The organism is Microvirga ossetica, assembly GCF_002741015.1.
GTDB classification, from domain to species: domain Bacteria; phylum Pseudomonadota; class Alphaproteobacteria; order Rhizobiales; family Beijerinckiaceae; genus Microvirga; species Microvirga ossetica.
Map to the genome: position 1 here is coordinate 3,028,369 of NZ_CP016616.1, position 18,154 is coordinate 3,046,522.

Genomic DNA, 18,154 nt, shown 5'->3' on the forward strand with positions numbered 1-18,154 from the left:
GCTGCTCCCCGGTGCAACTAAAGGCGATGCAAGGAAGCTTACAAAGCAAGACCGCAATCCCGTCGCTGAGGCTGAAATATCGCACAGTCAATTTAACTTCCTATTCCACAAATGGGCCATCGAAGTTTATCCACGCAAGACGCACAAAGGCATCACAGGGAGGCCCGGAGAAATCTACGAGAGCGGGATTCGACAAAACCACCCTAGTATGCCGCGAAAGGCGAGCGATCTTAGCGTCCTCGGGATGAAATTCAGTCGCACACTGACGAGCGCAGGGGTGCATTTCCAGTATTTGCGATTCTCCCACGGGCAGAGAGTCTTTGATGTCCTTGACGGCGTCGGAAAGACTAAAATCAAAGTGATCATCACAGTCGATCCGTCTAACCTGAAGTCGGTGATCATAGACACCCCAGAGGGGCGGAGAGTTCAGTTGCCGTGCCTTGCCCCCGAGTTGATCGAAGGTCTTTCGCTTTGGGAGCATCAAAACCTCGTCAAGTATATGCGCTGCTGCAATTACGATCTTGCTGATCGAGAGCGTTGGCTAATCGCGAAGAAGGAGATTCGCGACACGTTAATGGCAAGCCTTCTCAATCGAAAAAACAAGGTATCAACCAATTCGACGATCGCCCGTAGATTGAATATTGGCGGCAAAGGCAATGTGGGATTGGTTGCTCTAAACCGCGTTGTCGACACGGAGGCTGATTGGTTGAAGTTAGATTTTGTAAATGCGGAGGATACTGATCCTGACGCACTCTACAAGAACTCGCATGAAGGTCGCTTGCCGGACTCGAACGCAGACGAGCTGCAGCCAATCGTCGATGAGCCGACCAAGACGATGAATGGGTTTGGCCGGCATCCACCGAAGTTACCTCGCAAGAAGAAGGTTGCCACACCAACAGACGACATAGTGAGACACGACACGTCATCGGTGTCACAAGCCGAGCAGCCTGATGACGATATTGACCTCCTTTTATCGAAATATAGTGCACCGCATCTGTCACGAACATAGGAGATCGGGATGTTGGCCGGGTTGAATGTAGATGCACTACGGGCGCATCGCGCTGAGCGAAGTAAGGTCATCATTGATCAGGCTGAGAAGCACAGACGGATCAAGGCGCTAATTATAATGAACACGCGCGTTGACGAAGTGCTTGACCAGTTGGAGTTTTTGATGGCGTCCAGCGGTGGCTCAGCAGAACAGACCGCTCTTCTTTTGGCCGCACCTACACGAGCTGGAAAGACGACAATTCTAAAGCTCTTCGTCGCCTTGAACCCGCCAATCAGAGAAGGTCGAAGCATTATTCGCCCAGTGCTATTTGTTCCAACCCCTGCGAAACCTCTAGTAAATGATCTTGCTGCCGCGATGCTCACAGCGCTTGGGGATCCTGATCCGACGCAAGGCACCGAGAAAGAGAGGCTTCGTCGCATTTATGAACTCGTTGCTAGGCAGAAAATTAGGGTCATTATATTCGACGAATTGCAGCACCTGATCAATCGAGAGAATGATAAAGTTAATCATGAGTCGGGGGACTGGATAAAGCAGCAAATCAATGATCTCGGCTGCGCTTTTGTGCTCGCGGGAACAGAGCGAGTCATGCGCCTGTTCGTTTTAAATGATCAGCTGCCCGGGCGGTTGGATGATCCGGTTTTTGAAATGCGGTCATTTCATGCCGATGACCCAAAGGATTTTGAAGACAACCGTGGCTATCTTGCGAATTGGGATAAGGAGATTGTGGCCTGTGGTGCACTCCGCGAGTGCAGCAATCTCGCAAATAAGGAGTTCGCTACTCGCATCCTACTTGCCAGTCAGGGCTGGCCAGGTTTCGAGGCGAAGCTAATTCACGCGACCTCAAAGTTAGCGATATTGAATGGTGATTCAAGAATACACCTCCATCACTTCGAGCGTGTGTTTGATCGGCTATCGTTGTTGATGAAACGTGCAGGAACAAATCCGTTCCGGGGAAATATCCCAAGGAGTACCGAAATTTGGCTTGATGACGAGTCATTCGAGATTGTTCTTGAACGTTATGAGGAGGAGCGGCGTAGTAAACTTAATCTAACGTCTCGCTCAGCACGGATTTGATGAGTGGATTTGGTTTAACGAGGGTCTGCCAGATGGAAGAGGACGATTTGTTTGACACAATCGGTGGTGACGAAGAGTTCGATGTTCTGTCAGAGTTGCCGCCGCGAAACTTTGCGGTAAGGGCAGACTTCGAATCCGACGAAAGCTTTCTTGGCGGGATTGCGCGAGCTGGCCTTGATAATGGTCGAGGAAGGATAGGGTTGGTGTTGGGAATGGCAGGACTACCAACCCAGACCAGAAGATTTTCTAAGGTCCCATTCGTCAAGTTCGATCCCGCACCGCTCGCCACGCTGCTTGGAGTCACAACGACGGATATTGAGCACAGGCTGCATCTGCCCGTTAGTAGAAAGGGTGACAAGGTCAATTGGGTCAAGTTCTTCCATGACTGTGTGCCGAGGCGCTTTGTCTCCGCTGGACGCGCCCGGCGCTTCGCTCCTGCCGCATGGAATATCAAGCCCTATCATCGAGCAATTTGGGATATTCAAGCGATACCGTGCTGCTTGGAAACCGGCGAGCTCTATGTTGATTACTGCCCGTGCGGACGACCACTCAAGTGGGATGTGACATCGCTTACGAGGTGTGGCAACCCAAGTTGCTGTTTCGACATGCGTGACGCTGCGTCAACGCATGTGGATGCTGAGGATGTTTGTAAGCTACAGTTTTTCGCGGAGATCTATTCGCCGAGTGAGAGTACTTGGGCAGCTGCAAAAGCTAGGCTCCCGTCTGAGTTGGCCAATCTTTCAGGTGCGGAGCTTCTAGACCTGTCCGTCTTCTTCGGCCTTATTTCTTCAGATCCGCACAGTGATCAGATTAGAAAAAGGTACACCTCGATTGTTCTCGGCAACTTCGACTCGTGGACGGCGCGAGAACTGGCAAGCGGATTGGATGTGCTACTCGGATGGCCGAGGTCGTTTTATGACCTCGCAGATCATTGTGGTTCGTTTGCGTCCATGCGCCCTGGGGAGCATGGATTCAAAAAGCATCTTGGACCGCTTCTACGCCACCGACCTGGAAAGGGTTTCACCAAGAGAGTACGGAAAATCTTCCATTGTGAGTTGCGACACTATTTCGACCTACGGCCTGATTTACCTCTCAGCAGAAATAATAAGCGACAGATTCGGGTCTCAGCGCCAGGCACAATTACCTGCCGGACGGCTTCGATGCGGTACAACGTAAGCAAGCCAGCATTGAACAGGCTTCGAGAATATCCGGACTTGATAGCGCGAGAAGGCCGTCCAGGTCTTCCAGTTTTATATAATGAGAGACCACTTGAGGAGATCATAAAGCAACAGTACGACATGATATCAATAGAAGACGCACGAACGACTTACGGTATTACAGCTCAATGTCTAAAACAATTAGTTGGGGCCGGTTTCTTATCTTATGTAGAAGGTCCTCGGAGCGTGTTCCACGCCTGTCCATATCTTAGTAAGAGCAGCATCGACGAATTTTTAGCTCGGATCGAAGCTTGCCAGTCACAAAGCACTGGCAATACTGGAGTTTGCCTAGCTTACGCGACACGTGGTTGTCGTGTCGACAATCGACTTTTCATTATATTGACAGCAATGGCAGAGGGGAAAATATCGGTCCTAGGTGTAGATCGATCGCGGAATAGTATCCATCGCCGATTCCGCATCGATATGGCCGAGGCGCGGAATTTTCTCTTGAAAGCACATGCTACGAACGAGGCTCATATTCTCGTTAGATATGCCGCAACATGCATGCGGATGAAAGATTCTGCGCTCCGGGAACTTTTAACAAAATTGAATGTAGAGATTGTTTTGCCGCGAACATATGCGGAGATTCGCCTCGAAGATTTCGAATACATATCAAAGAAATATATTACTGCAGCAGAAATACGTGCGCGGTTCGGTTTGGGGGCTAGGGATGTCTGGAAGTACATACGGTTGGTAGGACTGAGCGCCGCTGTCACTCTCCCACGTCACAGAACATATTTGATGTGTCGGAGCGAATTCGAAGCAAAATATAGTGAAATGCGCGATTTAGTGTGTCGTCTGAGGATCATTAAACGGTCCCAAAAGGGCCAATAGCGGATTCGCTATCGAACTCTCTAAGCGGAAATTGAGACTATTCATTTCGATAACCCACGAAGTGTAGCCGGAATCCAGCCAATGTGCGGTTATGTTGAGCGATCCCTCGTACGACAGTCGACGCAGCTGAGTTTAGCTCGGCAATATTCCGGCTGGGTCGATGAGCCATACCTAATGGATATCAGGTAGCCGGCCTGTAACGCCAAACGAACATCAACCCAACTATAAGTTAGTGTATCTGCAACTCTCAACCAAAGCTTGATAAGCTGTGGAAGAAACCTATGTCACTCGGGGGCAATCGGTGCAGCTATTGCGCCTTACCTACATAAACGACGCAACTTTTAAGCAAGCGAGACTCACAATTGCGCAACTTGCAAGAAAATAAGTCTCTGTAAAGCAAAGAGGTTTTTAGGAAAGGCGACGCAATTATTCCGCAAGCCCACAACAAGAGGCGCAAGCATTATACGATCACCGATGCAAGCCTGATCAGGCAGGTGCAGCACCGCATCATCCGCCGCATCAATCCGGAAATCGAGCGGGTGCATTTCTTCAAGCCCTCGCGCATGGAGCGCTACATCGTCTCCTGTTACGCAGCGGAAGACGGCGGGCATTTCCGCGCCCATCGCGACAACACGACGAGCGGCACGGCCCATCGCCGCTTCGCGGTATCGATCAACCTCAACAGCGAATTCGCGGGCGGCGAGGTCAGCTTCCCGGAATACGGCCCCCGCAGCTACAAGGCTCCGGCCGGTGGGGCCGTGGTGTTCTCCTGCCCGCTTCTCCACGCGGTGTCCAAGGTCACGGAGGGGCGCCGCTTCGCCTTCCTGCCCTTCCTCTATGACGAGGAGGCGGCGAAGGTGCGCGAGGCGAACAATTCCAATCTCGGCGAGGGCGTGGGCGCATACAGGGCTTGAGCCTCGCGGCTCACCGCTCGCCCGCCTTGATCCATTTGTCGACCTTGGGCGGCTCGTAAGCCCGAATCGCGTCGATCAGCGCCGCGGGCTCGTTCTCGACGATCAGCATGGCGCGGTGGATCGGCTTCATGAAGCCGCGCTCGACCACGTCATCGAGGAAATCCGTGAGCTTGTCGTAGAAGCCGTCGGCATTGAGCAGGGCGCAGGGTTTGCGGTGATAGCCGAGTTGGGCCCAGGTCCAGACCTCGAACAGCTCTTCGAAGGTGCCCAAGCCGCCGGGCAGGGCAATGAAGCCGTCGGCCAGTTCCGCCATCAGCGCCTTGCGCTCGTGCATCGATCCCACCACCCGCAGATCGCTCAAGTCCCGATGGGCGATTTCCTTGTCGACCAGCGCCTGCGGCATCACCCCGATCACGTGGCCACCCTTCGCCAGGGCCGCATCGGCCACCGCGCCCATGAGGCCGACGGAGGCGCCGCCATAGACCAGGTCGATCCCCTGTGCCGCCAAGGTTTCTCCAAGCGCACGGGCCGTGGCGAGATAGATGGGACCCTGACCGGCACTGGAGCCGCAGAAGACGCACAGTCGCATGGTTTTGCTCTTTAGTGATTCGCCGCATCCAACGATGAACGACAGGATGAAGCCCGGCTCAAGCTCCGGAAGCATAGCTGAGCCACATTCCCCCGGCTTGATGAACGGCGCAAAGAGGGCCACCTTGTCTCTCAACAGCACAATTCCCGAGGAGACTCCCATGACTGCCTGCATCGTCGGCTGGGCCCACACCCCCTTCGGCAAGCTCGATGCCGAGAGCGTCGAGAGCCTGATCGTCCGCGTCGCCAACGAGGCGCTGGAGCATGCCGGAATCGGACCTGAGGATGTGGACGAGGTGGTCCTCGGCCATTTCAACGGCGGCTTCTCCGCCCAGGATTTCACCGCTTCCCTCGTGTTCCAGGCGAGCGACAAGTTCCGCTTCAAGCCGGCGACCCGGGTCGAGAATGCCTGCGCGACCGGCTCGGCCGCCGTGCATCAGGCGATCAAGACCATCGAGGCGAAGCGCGCCAAGACCGTTCTCGTGGTCGGCGTCGAGCAGATGACGAGGACGCCGGGACCTGAGATCGGCAACATCCTGCTCAAGGCCTCCTATCTGCCGGAGGACGGCGATACGCCGGGCGGCTTTGCCGGCGTGTTCGGCAAGATCGCGGGCACCTATTTCCAGCGCTATGGCGACCAGTCCGACGCGCTCGCCATGATCGCCGCGAAGAACCACAAGAACGGCGTCGACAACCCTTACGCTCAGATGCGCAAGGATCTCGGCTTCGATTTCTGCCGCGCCGAGAGCGAGAAGAATCCCTATGTGGCCGGTCCGCTCAAGCGTACCGATTGCTCGCTCGTCTCCGACGGCGCCGCGGCGCTGGTTCTGGCGGACACCGAGACGGCTTTGCGCATGAAGCGGGCGGTAGCCTTCCGCGCAACGGCCCATGCGCAGGATTTCCTGCCGATGTCGAAGCGCGACATCGTCCAGTTCGAAGGCTGCGCGGAAGCCTGGCAGCGCGCCCTCTCGCAGGCCGGCATTCAGCTGACGGATCTCTCCTTCATCGAGACCCACGACTGCTTCACCATCGCTGAGCTCATCGAATACGAAGCCATGGGCCTGACCCCGCGCGGGCAGGGCGCGACGGCGGTCAAGGAAGGTTGGACGAATCGCGACGGCAGGCTGCCGGTGAACCCCTCCGGCGGCCTCAAGGCGAAGGGCCATCCCATCGGCGCCACCGGCGTCTCCATGCATGCGCTTTCCGCGATGCAGCTCTGCGAGGAGGCCGGCGGCATCCAGGTCAGGAACCCGGTTCTCGGCGGCATCTTCAACATGGGCGGCGCGGCGGTGGCGAACTATGTGAGCGTGCTCGAGCGGATCAAGTGAGGAACCCCCCACGTCATCACCGGCCTTGTGCCGGTGATCTCTATAAGGTGGAGCGCCGCGCTTTTCATAATCGGGATGGCCGGGACGAGCCCGGCCATGACGCCATAACCGGCTCGCCTCCTAAATCCCTTGGTTACTCCCCCGGCGCCTTGGCCTGAATCGCCAAGGCGTGCAGCCCTCGGTCGAAGGCGCCTTTCAGGGTTGCGTTCACGAGTCGGTGACGCTCGACGCGGCTCTTGCCTGAGAAGGCTTCGGATACGATATAAAGACGGAAGTGCGTTTCACCGCCCTCCCGCCATCCAGCATGGCCGTGATGCTGCTCCGATTCGTCGGTGACGGTCAGTTCGGTCGGTTGCAGGCTCTCCTGCAAAACCTGTGTGATCCAATGCTGAAGGGTCATGCTGATTTGTAAAACCTTTTTGAACGGATGTGCGGCCAAAAGCGCTCGGGCCTTGGCTCAGGGCCTCAAGCCACTCATAATCGCTGAATCATGGATCTCAACTCGCCTCTTTTCGACCGCATCCGGATCAAGCCCACCTGCGACGAACCGCAGGAGGCCAAGGGTCCCGTGTGCGAGCATCCCACCTGCAAGGCTGCGGGAGAATATCGTGCGCCGAAAGGGCGGGATCGGGAAGGGCAGTACTGGCAGTTCTGTCTCCAGCACGTGCGCGAATACAACGCCTCCTACAACTACTTCGCCGGCATGTCGGATTCCGCCGTTGCGGCCTTCCAGAAAGATTCCGTCGTCGGCCATCGCCCGACCTGGACCATGGGCATGAACGCCTCCGGGCAGAGCGAGGGGCCGAGCGCCAAAGCGGAGCCTCGGGACTGGGGTTATTTCGACCCTCTCGGGGTCCTGCGCGGCGAGGATTTCACCCAGGCCCGGACGAGCCGGGCCAAGCCCGAGCCGAAGCGGCCCCGCTATACGGGCGCCGTGCGCCGGGCCCTCGACATCCTCGGCCTCGACGAGATGGCCGACGGGCCGGCCATCAAGGCCCAGTACAAGTCCCTGGTGAAACGGTTCCACCCGGACGCCAATGGCGGCGACCGCTCCTTCGAGGAGCGCCTGCGCGACATCATCAAGGCGCACGACACCCTTAAAAGCGCCGGGCTCTGCTGAAGCGATACCGATAAGGCAGAGCCGATACGCTCATTAGGAAATTGCGCCATTCCGTCATGGGGGTTAAGAAGCCCGTGACACCTTCACGACACACGAAGAGACCGAGAGGCCCCTATGACGGCACATACCGAGACAGCGACCCTTCTGCCTGACATGAAGGTGTCCGTGCGACAGGTCTTCGGCATCGACTCGGATCTGGACGTTCCCGCCTTCTCGCAGGCCGAGGGGCATGTGCCCGATCTCGACCCCGATTATCTCTTCGACCGGGATACGACGCTCGCCATCCTCGCAGGCTTCGCCCGCAACCGCCGCGTGATGATCACCGGCTATCACGGCACCGGCAAGTCGACCCATATCGAGCAGGTGGCTGCCCGCCTGAACTGGCCCTGCGTGCGCGTGAACCTGGACAGCCACGTCTCCCGCATCGACCTCGTCGGCAAGGACGCCATCGTGCTCCAGGAGGGCAAGCAGGTCACCGCCTTCCAGGACGGCATTCTGCCCTGGGCCCTGCAGAACAATGTCGCCCTGGTGTTCGACGAATACGATGCCGGCCGTCCTGACGTGATGTTCGTGATCCAGCGCGTGCTGGAGCAATCGGGCAAGCTCACCCTGCTCGACCAGAAGCGCGTGATCCGGCCTCACCCGGCCTTCCGCCTGTTCGCCACCGCCAACACGGTGGGCTTGGGCGACACCTCGGGCCTCTATCACGGTACGCAGCAGATCAACCAGGGCCAGATGGATCGCTGGTCCATCGTCACTACCCTGAACTACCTGCCGCACGACAAGGAGGTGGACATCGTCCTCTCCAAGGCCAAGCACTACCAGGAGAATTCGGAAGGGCGCGACATCGTCAACAAGATGGTGCGCGTGGCCGATCTCACCCGCTCCGCCTTCATGAACGGTGACCTCTCGACCGTCATGAGCCCGCGCACGGTGATCACCTGGGCCGAGAACGCCGAGATCTTCGGCGATACGGGCTTCGCCTTCCGCGTCACCTTCCTCAACAAGTGCGACGAGCTGGAGCGCGCCCTCGTGGCCGAGTTCTACCAGCGCTCCTTCGGCAAGGAACTGCCGGAGAGCGCCGTGAACATGGTGCTGTCGTAAAATTAACCCTGTCATTCCGGGGCGGCGAAAGCCGGGCCCGGAATCCATAACCGCCAACGTTTCAGGATCAGGTGGGTACGCAGCAACCATCCTCATTCTGTCTTGGTTATGGATCCCCGCCTTCGCGGGGATGACAAAGTGGGAATGACAGGAGAGGCGAGATGTCCATCTCGAACCGCAAGCCAGGTGACAAGAAGGAAGCGCCGGCGGAGCCGCTGAAGCGCTCTATCGCCGGCACCATGAAGGCGATCGCGCGCAAGCCCGATCTCGAGGTCGCCTTCGCCTCCGACCGTCCGGTGCTCATGGGCCAGGACAAGGCCCGCCTGCCGGAGCCGCCGCGGCGGCTGACCCCGCAGGACGTGGCGGTGCTGCGCGGCAATGCCGATTCCATGGCACTTCGCCTCGCCTGCCACGATACGGCGCTTCATCGCAAGCTCGCCCCCGAGGGCCAGGCGGCCCGCGCCGTGTTCGATGCGGTCGAGCAGTCGCGCGTCGAATCGATCGGTTCCCGGCGCATGGCCGGCATCTCCTCCAACATCTCGGCCATGCTGGAGGACCGCTATCATCGCGGCGGCAAATACGAGGAGATCACCGACCGGGCGGATGCGCCTCTCGAGGACGCGCTCGCCCTCATGGTGCGCGAGCGCCTGACCGGCGCGAAGCCGCCCGCATCGGCGGCCAAGATCGTCGATCTCTGGCGCGGTTTCATCGAGGACCGTGCGGGCCGCGATCTCGACGGCCTGCTCAAGAACATCGAGAACCAGCGCAGCTTCGCCCGCAACATCCGCGAGCTCCTCTCCTCCCTCGACATGGCCGACGAGGCCGCCCTCGATTCCGAGGACGAGGAGGACGAGGACGAGAACGAATCCGAGGAGCAGGAGCAGCAGGGGGAGGGCGAATCGGAGCAGGAATCGCAGGGCGACCGCGCCGAGGTCGAGATCAGCGAAGATTCCAGCGACGAGATGCAGGACGGCGCGACGGAAGAGGCCGACGGCCCGTCCGGCGAGATGCCCGAGGAATCCGAGGAAGCGGATTCGGAGGATGCCGGCGAATCCTGGCGCCCGCCGTCGCGCTCCAACGAGCATCGCGGTCCCGATTACAAGCCCTATACCCAGAAATTCGACGAGACCATCCATGCGGAGGATCTCTGCGATGCGGACGAGCTGACGCGGCTTCGCGCCTATCTCGACAAGCAGCTCGCCCATCTCCAGGGTGTGGTCGGCCGCCTCGCCAACCGCCTGCAGCGCCGGCTGATGGCGCAGCAGAACCGGTCCTGGGAGTTCGACCTCGAAGAGGGCACCCTCGATCCCGCGCGCCTGCCGCGCATCGTCATGGACCCGTTCCAGCCTCTCAGCTTCAAGCAGGAGCAGGACACCAATTTCCGCGATACGGTGGTGACGCTGCTCCTCGACAATTCCGGCTCCATGCGCGGCCGTCCGATCACGGTGGCGGCCACCTGCGCCGATATCCTTGCCCGCACGCTCGAGCGCTGCGGCGTCAAGGTCGAGATCCTCGGTTTCACCACCCGCGCCTGGAAGGGCGGGCAGGCGCGCGAGATGTGGCTGCAGAACGGCAAGCCCGCCAATCCCGGCCGCCTCAACGACCTGCGCCATATCATCTACAAGTCGGCGGACGCGCCGTGGCGGCGCGCGCGCAAGAACCTGGGCCTGATGATGCGCGAGGGCCTGCTCAAGGAGAACATCGACGGCGAGGCCCTCGACTGGGCGCACAAGCGCCTGCTCGGCCGGCCCGAGCAGCGGCGCATCCTGATGGTGATCTCCGATGGCGCGCCGGTGGACGATTCGACCCTGTCGGTCAATCCCGGCAACTACCTCGAGAGGCACCTGCGCTACATCATCGAAGAGATCGAGACCCGCTCGCCGGTCGAGCTCATCGCCATCGGCATCGGCCATGACGTGACGCGCTATTACCGCCGCGCCGTCACCATCGTCGATGCGGAGGAACTTGGCGGCGTCATGACCGAGAAGCTTGCCGAACTCTTCGAGGAGAACGCGGCGCCGCCTTCCCGCGGCGCACCCCGCCGCAGGGCCGTCGCTTGAGGCTTTCCCGGCGCAGATTCCTGATCGGCGGCGGTGCTGCCGCCGCGACAATGGCCTGCACGGGTGTTGCCCTGGCGCAGCGCCCGCAGGCCTTCCGGGGCGCGACGGCGATCGACGTGGAGGCCCGGCCCATCGCCCGCCTGTCCACTGCCGATCCGGACCGCTCCCGTTTCGGCGCCCTGATGTTCCGTTCCGGGATCGACCTGCGCTCGACGGTCTCGGCCTTCGGCGGGTTTTCTGGCCTCTGGCGGTCGGCGAACGGGGCGGAGATCATCGCACTCGCCGACAATGCGCAGGTGCTGAAGGCGCGGGTCGAGACCTCGGACGGCCGGCTCTCGGGCCTGTCGGGATCGGTGCTTTCTCCACTCATCCTGGCCAACGGCGTCCCGATGCGGCGCTCGCGCTATTACGATACGGAGAGCTTCGCGCTCGCCGGCAACGCCGCCTTCGTCGGCGCCGAGCGCAACCATGCGGTGATCCGGTTCGAGCGCACGGCCACCGGCAGCATCGTGCGCGGCACGCCGATTCCCGTTCCGCAGGAGGTCAGGGATCTTCCGAGCAATGGCGGCCTCGAAGCGCTCGGCATCGCGCCGCAGCGCTCGCTCCTGGGCGGCGCGCTCGTCGGGATTGCCGAGGGCGGGACGGGCTTCATTCTCACGGGGCCGCGGCAGGGCGCTTTCCAGGTCGCCACATCCGGCGGCTATGACGTCACCGACCTGGCGTTCCTGCCCGACGGCGATGCCGTGCTCCTGGAGCGGCGCTTCTCCCTCTTCGGCTTAGGTTGCCGCCTCCGCCGGGTCGAGGCTGCAGCGTTCAGGCCGGGCGCCCGGGTCGACGGCGACATCCTGTACGAGAGCGAATCCTCGCATCAGGTCGACAACATGGAAGGGCTCGCAATCCACCGCGAGGGTGGTGAAATCGTCCTCTCCCTGATTTCGGACGACAATTTCAGCTCGCTGCAGAGAACCCTGTTGCTCGAATTCTCGCTCCTGGGCTGAGTCGTGAGGAGCGCTGCCTGCCCGGTGGGCAAGTGCCCCTTTTCTCATCATTCTTTGCCTGCCGCTATTCCTTCGTCTCGCTTGAAGCCCTAGGTTTTAGGCAACTAAGCTCTTGTCATGCGGGCCCGATGCCAATCGTTGCACCGGGTGTTCGCATCGAGGGATTGAGGAGACCCGGTGGCGGAACAGGCGATCTTCGACGAGATGAGCGGCCATGACGGCCACAGCAGGGACGCGTACCGCATCCTGCAGGACTGGCTGAAATCGGCTCCGCCGCAATTGCTGGAACATCGCCGCGAGGAGGCGGAACTCTTCTTCCGCCGGGTCGGCATCACCTTTGCAGTCTACGGCAATACGGAGGCCGAAGAGCGGCTGATCCCCTTCGACATCATCCCGCGCATTCTGTCCGGCCAGGAATGGGCCCGCCTGTCGCGCGGTCTCGAGCAGCGCGTCAAGGCGCTCAACATGTTCCTCAAGGACATCTATGGGGCGCGGGACATCCTGCGCGCCGGGATCATTCCGCCGGAACTCGTTTATCTCAATCCCTATTACCGCCCGCAGATGCACGGGCTGTCCTTGAACAGCGATATCTATGTGCAGGTGGCGGGCATCGACATCGTCCGGGTCGACGACGAAGATTTCTACGTGCTCGAGGACAACCTGCGCACGCCCTCCGGGGTCTCCTACATGCTGGAGAATCGGGAGGTGATGATGCGCCTCTTCCCCGAGCTTGTGGGCATGCAGCGCATCCGGCCGATCGAGAACTATGTCGACGAATTGCTCGGCACTCTCAAATCCGTTGCGCCGGCGAGCAGCCCCTGGGATCCGACCGTCGTTCTGCTCACGCCCGGCTCCCTGAACTCCGCCTATTACGAGCACAGCTTCCTTGCCGACCGCATGGGTGTGGAACTGGTCGAAGGGCGCGATCTCTTCGTGCGCGACGACATGGTCTATATGCGCACGACCGAGGGGCCGAAGCGCGTGGATGTGATCTACAGCCGCATCGACGACGACTTTCTCGATCCCTTGGTCTTCCGACCCGATTCCGCGCTCGGCGTGCCGGGGCTGATCGCGGCCTATCGCGCCGGCAACGTCGCCATCGCCAATGCGCCGGGCACCGGCGTTGCCGACGACAAGGCCATGTACTCTTACGTGCCGGATATCGTGCGCTTCTACATGGGCGAGGAGCCGATCCTGAAGAACGTGCCGACCTGGCGCTGCCGCGAGCGGGAATCTCTCTCCTATGTCGTCGACAATCTGCACGAGCTCGTCGTGAAGGAGGTCAATGGCTCGGGCGGCTACGGCATGCTCGTGGGCCCGCATGCGACGACAGAGGCATGCGAGCATTTCAAGGCCCGAATCCTGGCGGCGCCGGACAATTACATCGCGCAGCCGACGCTCGCCCTGTCGACGAGCCCGATCTTCACGAAGAAGGGGCTCGCGCCCCGGCATGTGGATCTGCGTCCCTTCGTCCTGACCGGACGCGATGGGGTCCGGCTCGTGCCGGGCGGGCTCACCCGCGTGGCGCTGACGGAAGGCTCGCTTGTGGTGAATTCGAGCCAGGGCGGCGGGACCAAGGATACCTGGGTGTTGAGCGAATGAGCAGGAGCGTTTTTTCGTGCTGAGTCGTGATGCGGACAGTCTCTACTGGCTCTCCCGCTATGTGGAACGGGCCGAGAATACGGCGCGCATTCTCGATGTCGCCTACCGCATGGCGTCGATGCCGATTTCCTACAATGGCGTCGAGACCAACGAGTGGGAATCGGCCCTCATCACCGCAGGCGGCGTCGATCAGTTCCGCGCCGTTTATGGGGAATCCACCCCTGAGAGCGTGATCGAGTTCCTGGCCTTCTCGGAGGCGAATCCTTCGAGCATTCAGAACTGCTTCGATACCGCCCGCCACAATGCCCGTTCCGTGCGATCTGCGCTGACCTCCGAGATGTGGGAGGCCATCAACTCCGCCTGGCTCGATCTGCGCCGCTACAAGGCAAGATCGATCAAGGTGGAGGATCTTCCGCGCTTCCTGAACCTCGTGAAGGAGGCCTCGCTCCGCTACGACGGCTCGGCCCTGCGCACCATGCTGCGCAACGACGCCTACTGGTTCTCGCGTCTCGGCCTCTATATCGAGCGCGCCGACAACACGGCGCGTGTGCTCGATGTGAAATACCACGTGCTCCTGCCGCAGGACGCGGCGGTGGGCGGCGGCATCGATTATTATCAATGGGCCGCCATTCTCCGCTCCGTCTCGGCGCTGGTGAGCTATCAGTGGGTCTATCACCAGAACCTGAGGCCCTGGCTCGTGGCGGATCTCTTGATCCTGCGCGAGGAGATGCCGCGCTCGCTTGCTGCGTGCTACGCGGCGCTCTCGCGCCACCTCGACGACATCTCCCATCGCTATGGCACATCGGGCGGAGCCCAGCGCCAGGCGAGAGCAACCCATGCCCGCCTGACGAACCGGAATATCGAAGATATCTTCCAGGACGGACTGCACGAATTCCTGCAGGAGTTCCTCGCTGAGAACAACCGGCTCGGGCAGGCCATCACGAACCAGTATCTGTGCTGACCCATGCGCATCCGCATCACCCACGAGACGGTCTATCACTACAGCGAACCGGCCAAGTCCGCGATCCAGCTCCTGCGGCTCACGCCGCGGGGCCATGACGGCCAGACGGTCCTGTCCTGGAACATCGATATGGACGGCGACGCCCGGCTGATGCGCCGGGAGGACTGGTACGGCAACATTATCCACAGCCTATCGGTCTCGGGACCCGTAAGCCAGATCACCCTGCAGGTCGCGGGCGAGATCGAGACCACAGACACGGCCGGGCTCGTCCGGGGCGGGGTCGAGCGCTTCCCGGACATCTTCTATCTGCGGGAAACGCCCCTGACCCGGCCGGACGCCGCCATCCGCGAATTCGCCGAGGCAACGGCAGGCCGCTTCACCAATTCCCTCGATCAAGTTCACGCGCTTCTGAACGCGATCCCGGAGCGCTTGCGCTTCGATACCCAAGCGACAAGCTCCACGACCGTGGGAGCGGATGCCTTTGCGGCGGGCCACGGGGTCTGCCAGGACTTCACCCATATCTTCCTGGGCGCAGCCCGCTTCCTGAAAATCCCCGCCCGCTACGTGTCGGGCTATCTGCACAAGCCGGGAGAGGTCGAGCAGGAGGCGGGGCACGCCTGGGTCGAGGCCTATATCCCGGATCTCGGCTGGGTCAGCTTCGACCCCACCAATGCTGTTTCCGCCACGGAACACTACGTCAGATTGGCCATCGGGCTCGATTATCTTGATGCGGCCCCGGTTCGAGGAAGCTATTACGGAATCACCCGTGAAGCGCTCGACGTTCGTTTGAGGATCGAAGGCGCCCGTCAAGCACAGGCGTGAGAATGGCCTCGACAACGCAGCAACTCGACCAGAAGGCCCCTGGAGGAACTCCCATGACGTATTGTGTCGGCATCCTTGTGCGCGACGGTCTGGTCATGGTCGCCGACACGCGCACCAATGCGGGCGTCGACAACATCGCGACCTTCCGCAAGCTGCACCTGTTCGAGACGCCGGGCGAGCGCATCGTCACCTTGGCCACCGCCGGTAACCTTTCTTGTAGCCAGTCCGTCCTGTCGCTGCTGGCCGAGGGAATCGAGAATCCGGAAACCGGCGAGCTCGAGACGCTTCTCACGGTCACCAGCATGTTCAAGGCGGCCCAGCTCGTCGGCCGCGCCATCCGCCACGTCTATGCCACCGACGGGGTCGAGATGGAAAAGCGCCAGATGTCCTTCGAGGTCACCATGCTGCTCGGCGGGCAGATCGGGCCGGCGCCGATGCGGCTCTATCAGATCTATTCCGCCGGCAACGCCATCGAGGCGACCCTCGACACCCCCTTCCTGCAGATCGGGGAGCCGAAATACGGCAAGCCGATCCTCGACCGGGCGATCTCCCACGGCACCAGCCTCGTGGAAGCCCTGAAGCTCGGGCTGATTTCCATGGATTCGACCCTGAAATCCAATCTCGGCGTCGGCCTACCGATCGACATCGTCGTGGCCAAGCGCGATGCCCTGAAGGCCGGGGTCACGTACCGGATCCAGGAGGACGAGCCTTACTTTCGCGACCTGCGCGAACGCTGGTCGGCGGCCCTGCGCGCGGCGCACCAGGCCATTCCGCACCCACCTTATGTGGAGGATGCTCTCTAGCATCGGATTGGATTCCACTTGGAATCCAATCCGATGCTAGAGCACTGTTCGACGCTGCCGAGCCCCATTCCGGAAATTTCGGAGTAGTTCGCTATAGGCCGCTTGCGAAAGGCCGCGGTTCGGTCAAGCATCGGCTCATGAAGGCGCCCCCGATCCTGCTGGCCGCCGGCCTTTTCCTGACGGGCACCTCCGCCGGTGCCTCGCCCATGCTGCTGGTGGATGCGTCCTCCGGCAATATCCTTGAGGCCCAGGAGGCCACCCGGTCCTGGCACCCGGCCTCGCTCACCAAGCTGATGACGGCGCATCTCACCCTCCTGGCAGTCGAGGCCGGCAGGCTTTCCATGGACACGTCCGTCGTCATGAGCGCGCGGGCGGTGGCGCAGGCGCCGACCAAGCTGGGCGTGCCGCAGGGCACCTCTCTCCGGCTGGAGGACGCCTTGACCGTGATGATGGTCAAGAGCGCCAACGATGTGGCGGTCGCGATCGCGGAAGCCGTCGGCGGCAGCGAGGCGTCGTTCGTCGCGGCCATGAACGCGGAGGCCAGGCGCCTCGGGATGAGCGGGACGCGCTTCGTCAACGCCAACGGCCTGCACGACGAGCGCCAGGTGACCAACGCCAGGGACATGGCCGTCCTCATGCTGGCCGTGCTGGGCTATCACTCTGGCTATGGCGATCTCTTCAGGACGCCGTCGATCACGATCAATGGCCGGACACTGAAGAATACCAACAAGCTCATCGAGGATTATGCCGCCCTCGAGGCGACCAAGACCGGATATGTGTGTGCATCCGGCTTCAACGCGGCCACCTCGGCCGTCCAGGGAGGCCGGCGTGTCATCGCCGTGGTTCTCGGATCTCCCAACGCGGCGGCGCGGACCCGGACCACCCGCGAGCTTCTCGATGCCGGTCTTTCCGGAACTGCGGCTCCGATCGGCAATCTCCGCATTTTGAAGGCCGATGCGCCTCTGCCGGGTGCCGACCTGCGCCGCCTCAAGTGCGGCCGACAGGGCCCGGCCATCGCGAGAGCGACCGTCGCCGGCGGTGACGCCAAGCGTGCGGAGGTTCCGCAGCCGCGCGACTGAGGGTCGTCTTCAGGCGGTCCGTTGCAACCGCGGACGCATGAGCGTCAGGATCGCTCCGTAGGGGGCGATGGAGATGGCGGCGAGGGCGAGCTTCACCAGGTAATCCGCGACGGCGAGGTTGACCCAAGGCAGGGCGATGCATTCATCCGCGATGCCGGCCTGTCCCAGCACGTCGCTGATCGTGAGGCCGAGGCCGGGCAGGGCGCCGCAATAGAAGGCGAACGAGAAGAAGATCGCCGTATCGAGGCCCGACGAGATCACTGAGGAGATGAAGGGCGGCATCCACCAGGCGCGGTCGCGCAGGCGGGCGAAGATGCTGATGTCGAGAAGCTGGGCCACGAGGAAGGCCGCGCCCGAGGCGATGGCGATGCGCGGCGTCGCCAGGATCACGGAGAGCGCGACGGCGAGCACGAAGCCGACATAGACCACCCGGCGTGCGCCTTGCGTGCCGAATCGGCGGTTCGACAGGTCGGTCACCAGGAAGGAGAAGGGATAGCTGAAGGCGCCCCAGGTCAGGTAATCGCCCAAGCCCAGATGCTGGAAGGGATACTGGACCAGGATATTCGACGAGAGGACGACAAGGGTCATTGCGGTCAGCGCAATGAGGAAGTCGCGGCGGTCGAGTTGGGTCATGTGCAGTC

17 protein-coding genes are annotated in these 18,154 nt (G+C 61.0%); 14 read left to right on the forward strand and 3 right to left on the reverse strand.

The window, feature by feature from the left end:
- The first annotated feature begins 244 nt into the window (after nucleotides 1-244).
- From BB934_RS14365 to BB934_RS14375, 4 genes are all read left to right on the forward strand, one after another.
- A complete protein-coding gene (locus tag BB934_RS14365; RefSeq protein ID WP_157934175.1) occupies nucleotides 245-1,009 on the forward strand; it encodes a hypothetical protein in 765 nt (254 codons plus the stop codon).
- Between the two features lie 9 nt (nucleotides 1,010-1,018).
- Nucleotides 1,019-2,083, forward strand: a complete 1,065-nt coding sequence (locus BB934_RS14370) for a TniB family NTP-binding protein (protein ID WP_099510235.1) — start codon at nucleotides 1,019-1,021, stop codon at nucleotides 2,081-2,083.
- Nucleotides 2,084-2,115: 32 nt separating this feature from the next.
- Entirely contained in the window at nucleotides 2,116-4,134 is a 2,019-nt protein-coding gene (locus BB934_RS47090) for a hypothetical protein (protein ID WP_157934176.1), read from the forward strand.
- A 494-nt stretch (nucleotides 4,135-4,628) separates the two neighbouring features.
- Nucleotides 4,629-5,048, forward strand: coding sequence for a 2OG-Fe(II) oxygenase (locus BB934_RS14375; RefSeq protein WP_237049975.1), 420 nt, complete (start codon nucleotides 4,629-4,631; stop codon nucleotides 5,046-5,048).
- Nucleotides 5,049-5,058: 10 nt separating this feature from the next.
- On the opposite strand, the gene BB934_RS14380 is transcribed toward BB934_RS14375, so the two are convergent.
- Nucleotides 5,059-5,637, reverse strand: coding sequence for an LOG family protein (locus BB934_RS14380; protein WP_099512860.1), 579 nt, complete (start codon nucleotides 5,635-5,637; stop codon nucleotides 5,059-5,061).
- Between the two features lie 160 nt (nucleotides 5,638-5,797).
- Here BB934_RS14380 and BB934_RS14385 point away from each other — a divergent pair, with 160 nt between their 5' ends.
- The gene (locus BB934_RS14385; RefSeq protein ID WP_099510236.1) at nucleotides 5,798-6,964 is read left to right on the forward strand and encodes an acetyl-CoA acetyltransferase; all 1,167 of its coding nucleotides are present in this window, start codon (nucleotides 5,798-5,800) and stop codon (nucleotides 6,962-6,964) included.
- A gap of 133 nt (nucleotides 6,965-7,097) precedes the next feature.
- On the opposite strand, the gene BB934_RS14390 is transcribed toward BB934_RS14385, so the two are convergent.
- Complete coding sequence (locus tag BB934_RS14390; protein WP_099512862.1) at nucleotides 7,098-7,364, reverse strand: BolA family protein; 267 nt, start codon at nucleotides 7,362-7,364, stop codon at nucleotides 7,098-7,100.
- Nucleotides 7,365-7,454: 90 nt separating this feature from the next.
- Here BB934_RS14390 and BB934_RS14395 point away from each other — a divergent pair, with 90 nt between their 5' ends.
- The 9 genes from BB934_RS14395 (at nucleotide 7,455) to BB934_RS14435 (ending at nucleotide 17,513) form a co-directional block, all read left to right on the forward strand.
- Nucleotides 7,455-8,084 carry a J domain-containing protein gene (locus tag BB934_RS14395; RefSeq protein ID WP_099510237.1) on the forward strand — a complete coding sequence of 210 codons (630 nt, stop codon included), beginning with the start codon at nucleotides 7,455-7,457 and terminating at the stop codon, nucleotides 8,082-8,084.
- 114 nt (nucleotides 8,085-8,198) lie between these two features.
- On the forward strand, nucleotides 8,199-9,188 hold the full coding sequence (gene cobS, locus BB934_RS14400; protein ID WP_099510238.1) for a cobaltochelatase subunit CobS: 990 nt from the start codon (nucleotides 8,199-8,201) through the stop codon (nucleotides 9,186-9,188).
- 161 nt (nucleotides 9,189-9,349) lie between these two features.
- Entirely contained in the window at nucleotides 9,350-11,248 is a 1,899-nt protein-coding gene (gene cobT, locus BB934_RS14405; RefSeq protein WP_099510239.1) for a cobaltochelatase subunit CobT, read from the forward strand.
- Nucleotides 11,245-12,246 carry an esterase-like activity of phytase family protein gene (locus tag BB934_RS14410; RefSeq protein WP_099510240.1) on the forward strand — a complete coding sequence of 334 codons (1,002 nt, stop codon included), beginning with the start codon at nucleotides 11,245-11,247 and terminating at the stop codon, nucleotides 12,244-12,246. Before cobT ends, BB934_RS14410 begins: the two co-directional genes overlap by 4 nt.
- Nucleotides 12,247-12,450: 204 nt before the next feature.
- Nucleotides 12,451-13,848 (forward strand): circularly permuted type 2 ATP-grasp protein, encoded by a 1,398-nt coding sequence (locus BB934_RS14415; protein ID WP_099512865.1) that lies wholly within the window; start codon nucleotides 12,451-12,453, stop codon nucleotides 13,846-13,848.
- Nucleotides 13,849-13,864: 16 nt separating this feature from the next.
- Nucleotides 13,865-14,809 carry an alpha-E domain-containing protein gene (locus BB934_RS14420; protein WP_099510241.1) on the forward strand — a complete coding sequence of 315 codons (945 nt, stop codon included), beginning with the start codon at nucleotides 13,865-13,867 and terminating at the stop codon, nucleotides 14,807-14,809.
- Nucleotides 14,810-14,812: 3 nt separating this feature from the next.
- The gene (locus BB934_RS14425) at nucleotides 14,813-15,631 is read left to right on the forward strand and encodes a transglutaminase family protein (RefSeq protein WP_099510242.1); all 819 of its coding nucleotides are present in this window, start codon (nucleotides 14,813-14,815) and stop codon (nucleotides 15,629-15,631) included.
- Nucleotides 15,632-15,684: 53 nt separating this feature from the next.
- Complete coding sequence (locus tag BB934_RS14430) at nucleotides 15,685-16,434, forward strand: proteasome-type protease (protein ID WP_099512867.1); 750 nt, start codon at nucleotides 15,685-15,687, stop codon at nucleotides 16,432-16,434.
- A 137-nt stretch (nucleotides 16,435-16,571) separates the two neighbouring features.
- On the forward strand, nucleotides 16,572-17,513 hold the full coding sequence (locus tag BB934_RS14435; protein ID WP_099510243.1) for a D-alanyl-D-alanine carboxypeptidase family protein: 942 nt from the start codon (nucleotides 16,572-16,574) through the stop codon (nucleotides 17,511-17,513).
- A 9-nt stretch (nucleotides 17,514-17,522) separates the two neighbouring features.
- Here the strand turns inward: BB934_RS14435 and BB934_RS14440 are convergent, their stop codons facing one another.
- Nucleotides 17,523-18,146 (reverse strand): queuosine precursor transporter, encoded by a 624-nt coding sequence (locus BB934_RS14440; protein WP_099510244.1) that lies wholly within the window; start codon nucleotides 18,144-18,146, stop codon nucleotides 17,523-17,525.
- Nucleotides 18,147-18,154: the final 8 nt, after the last annotated feature.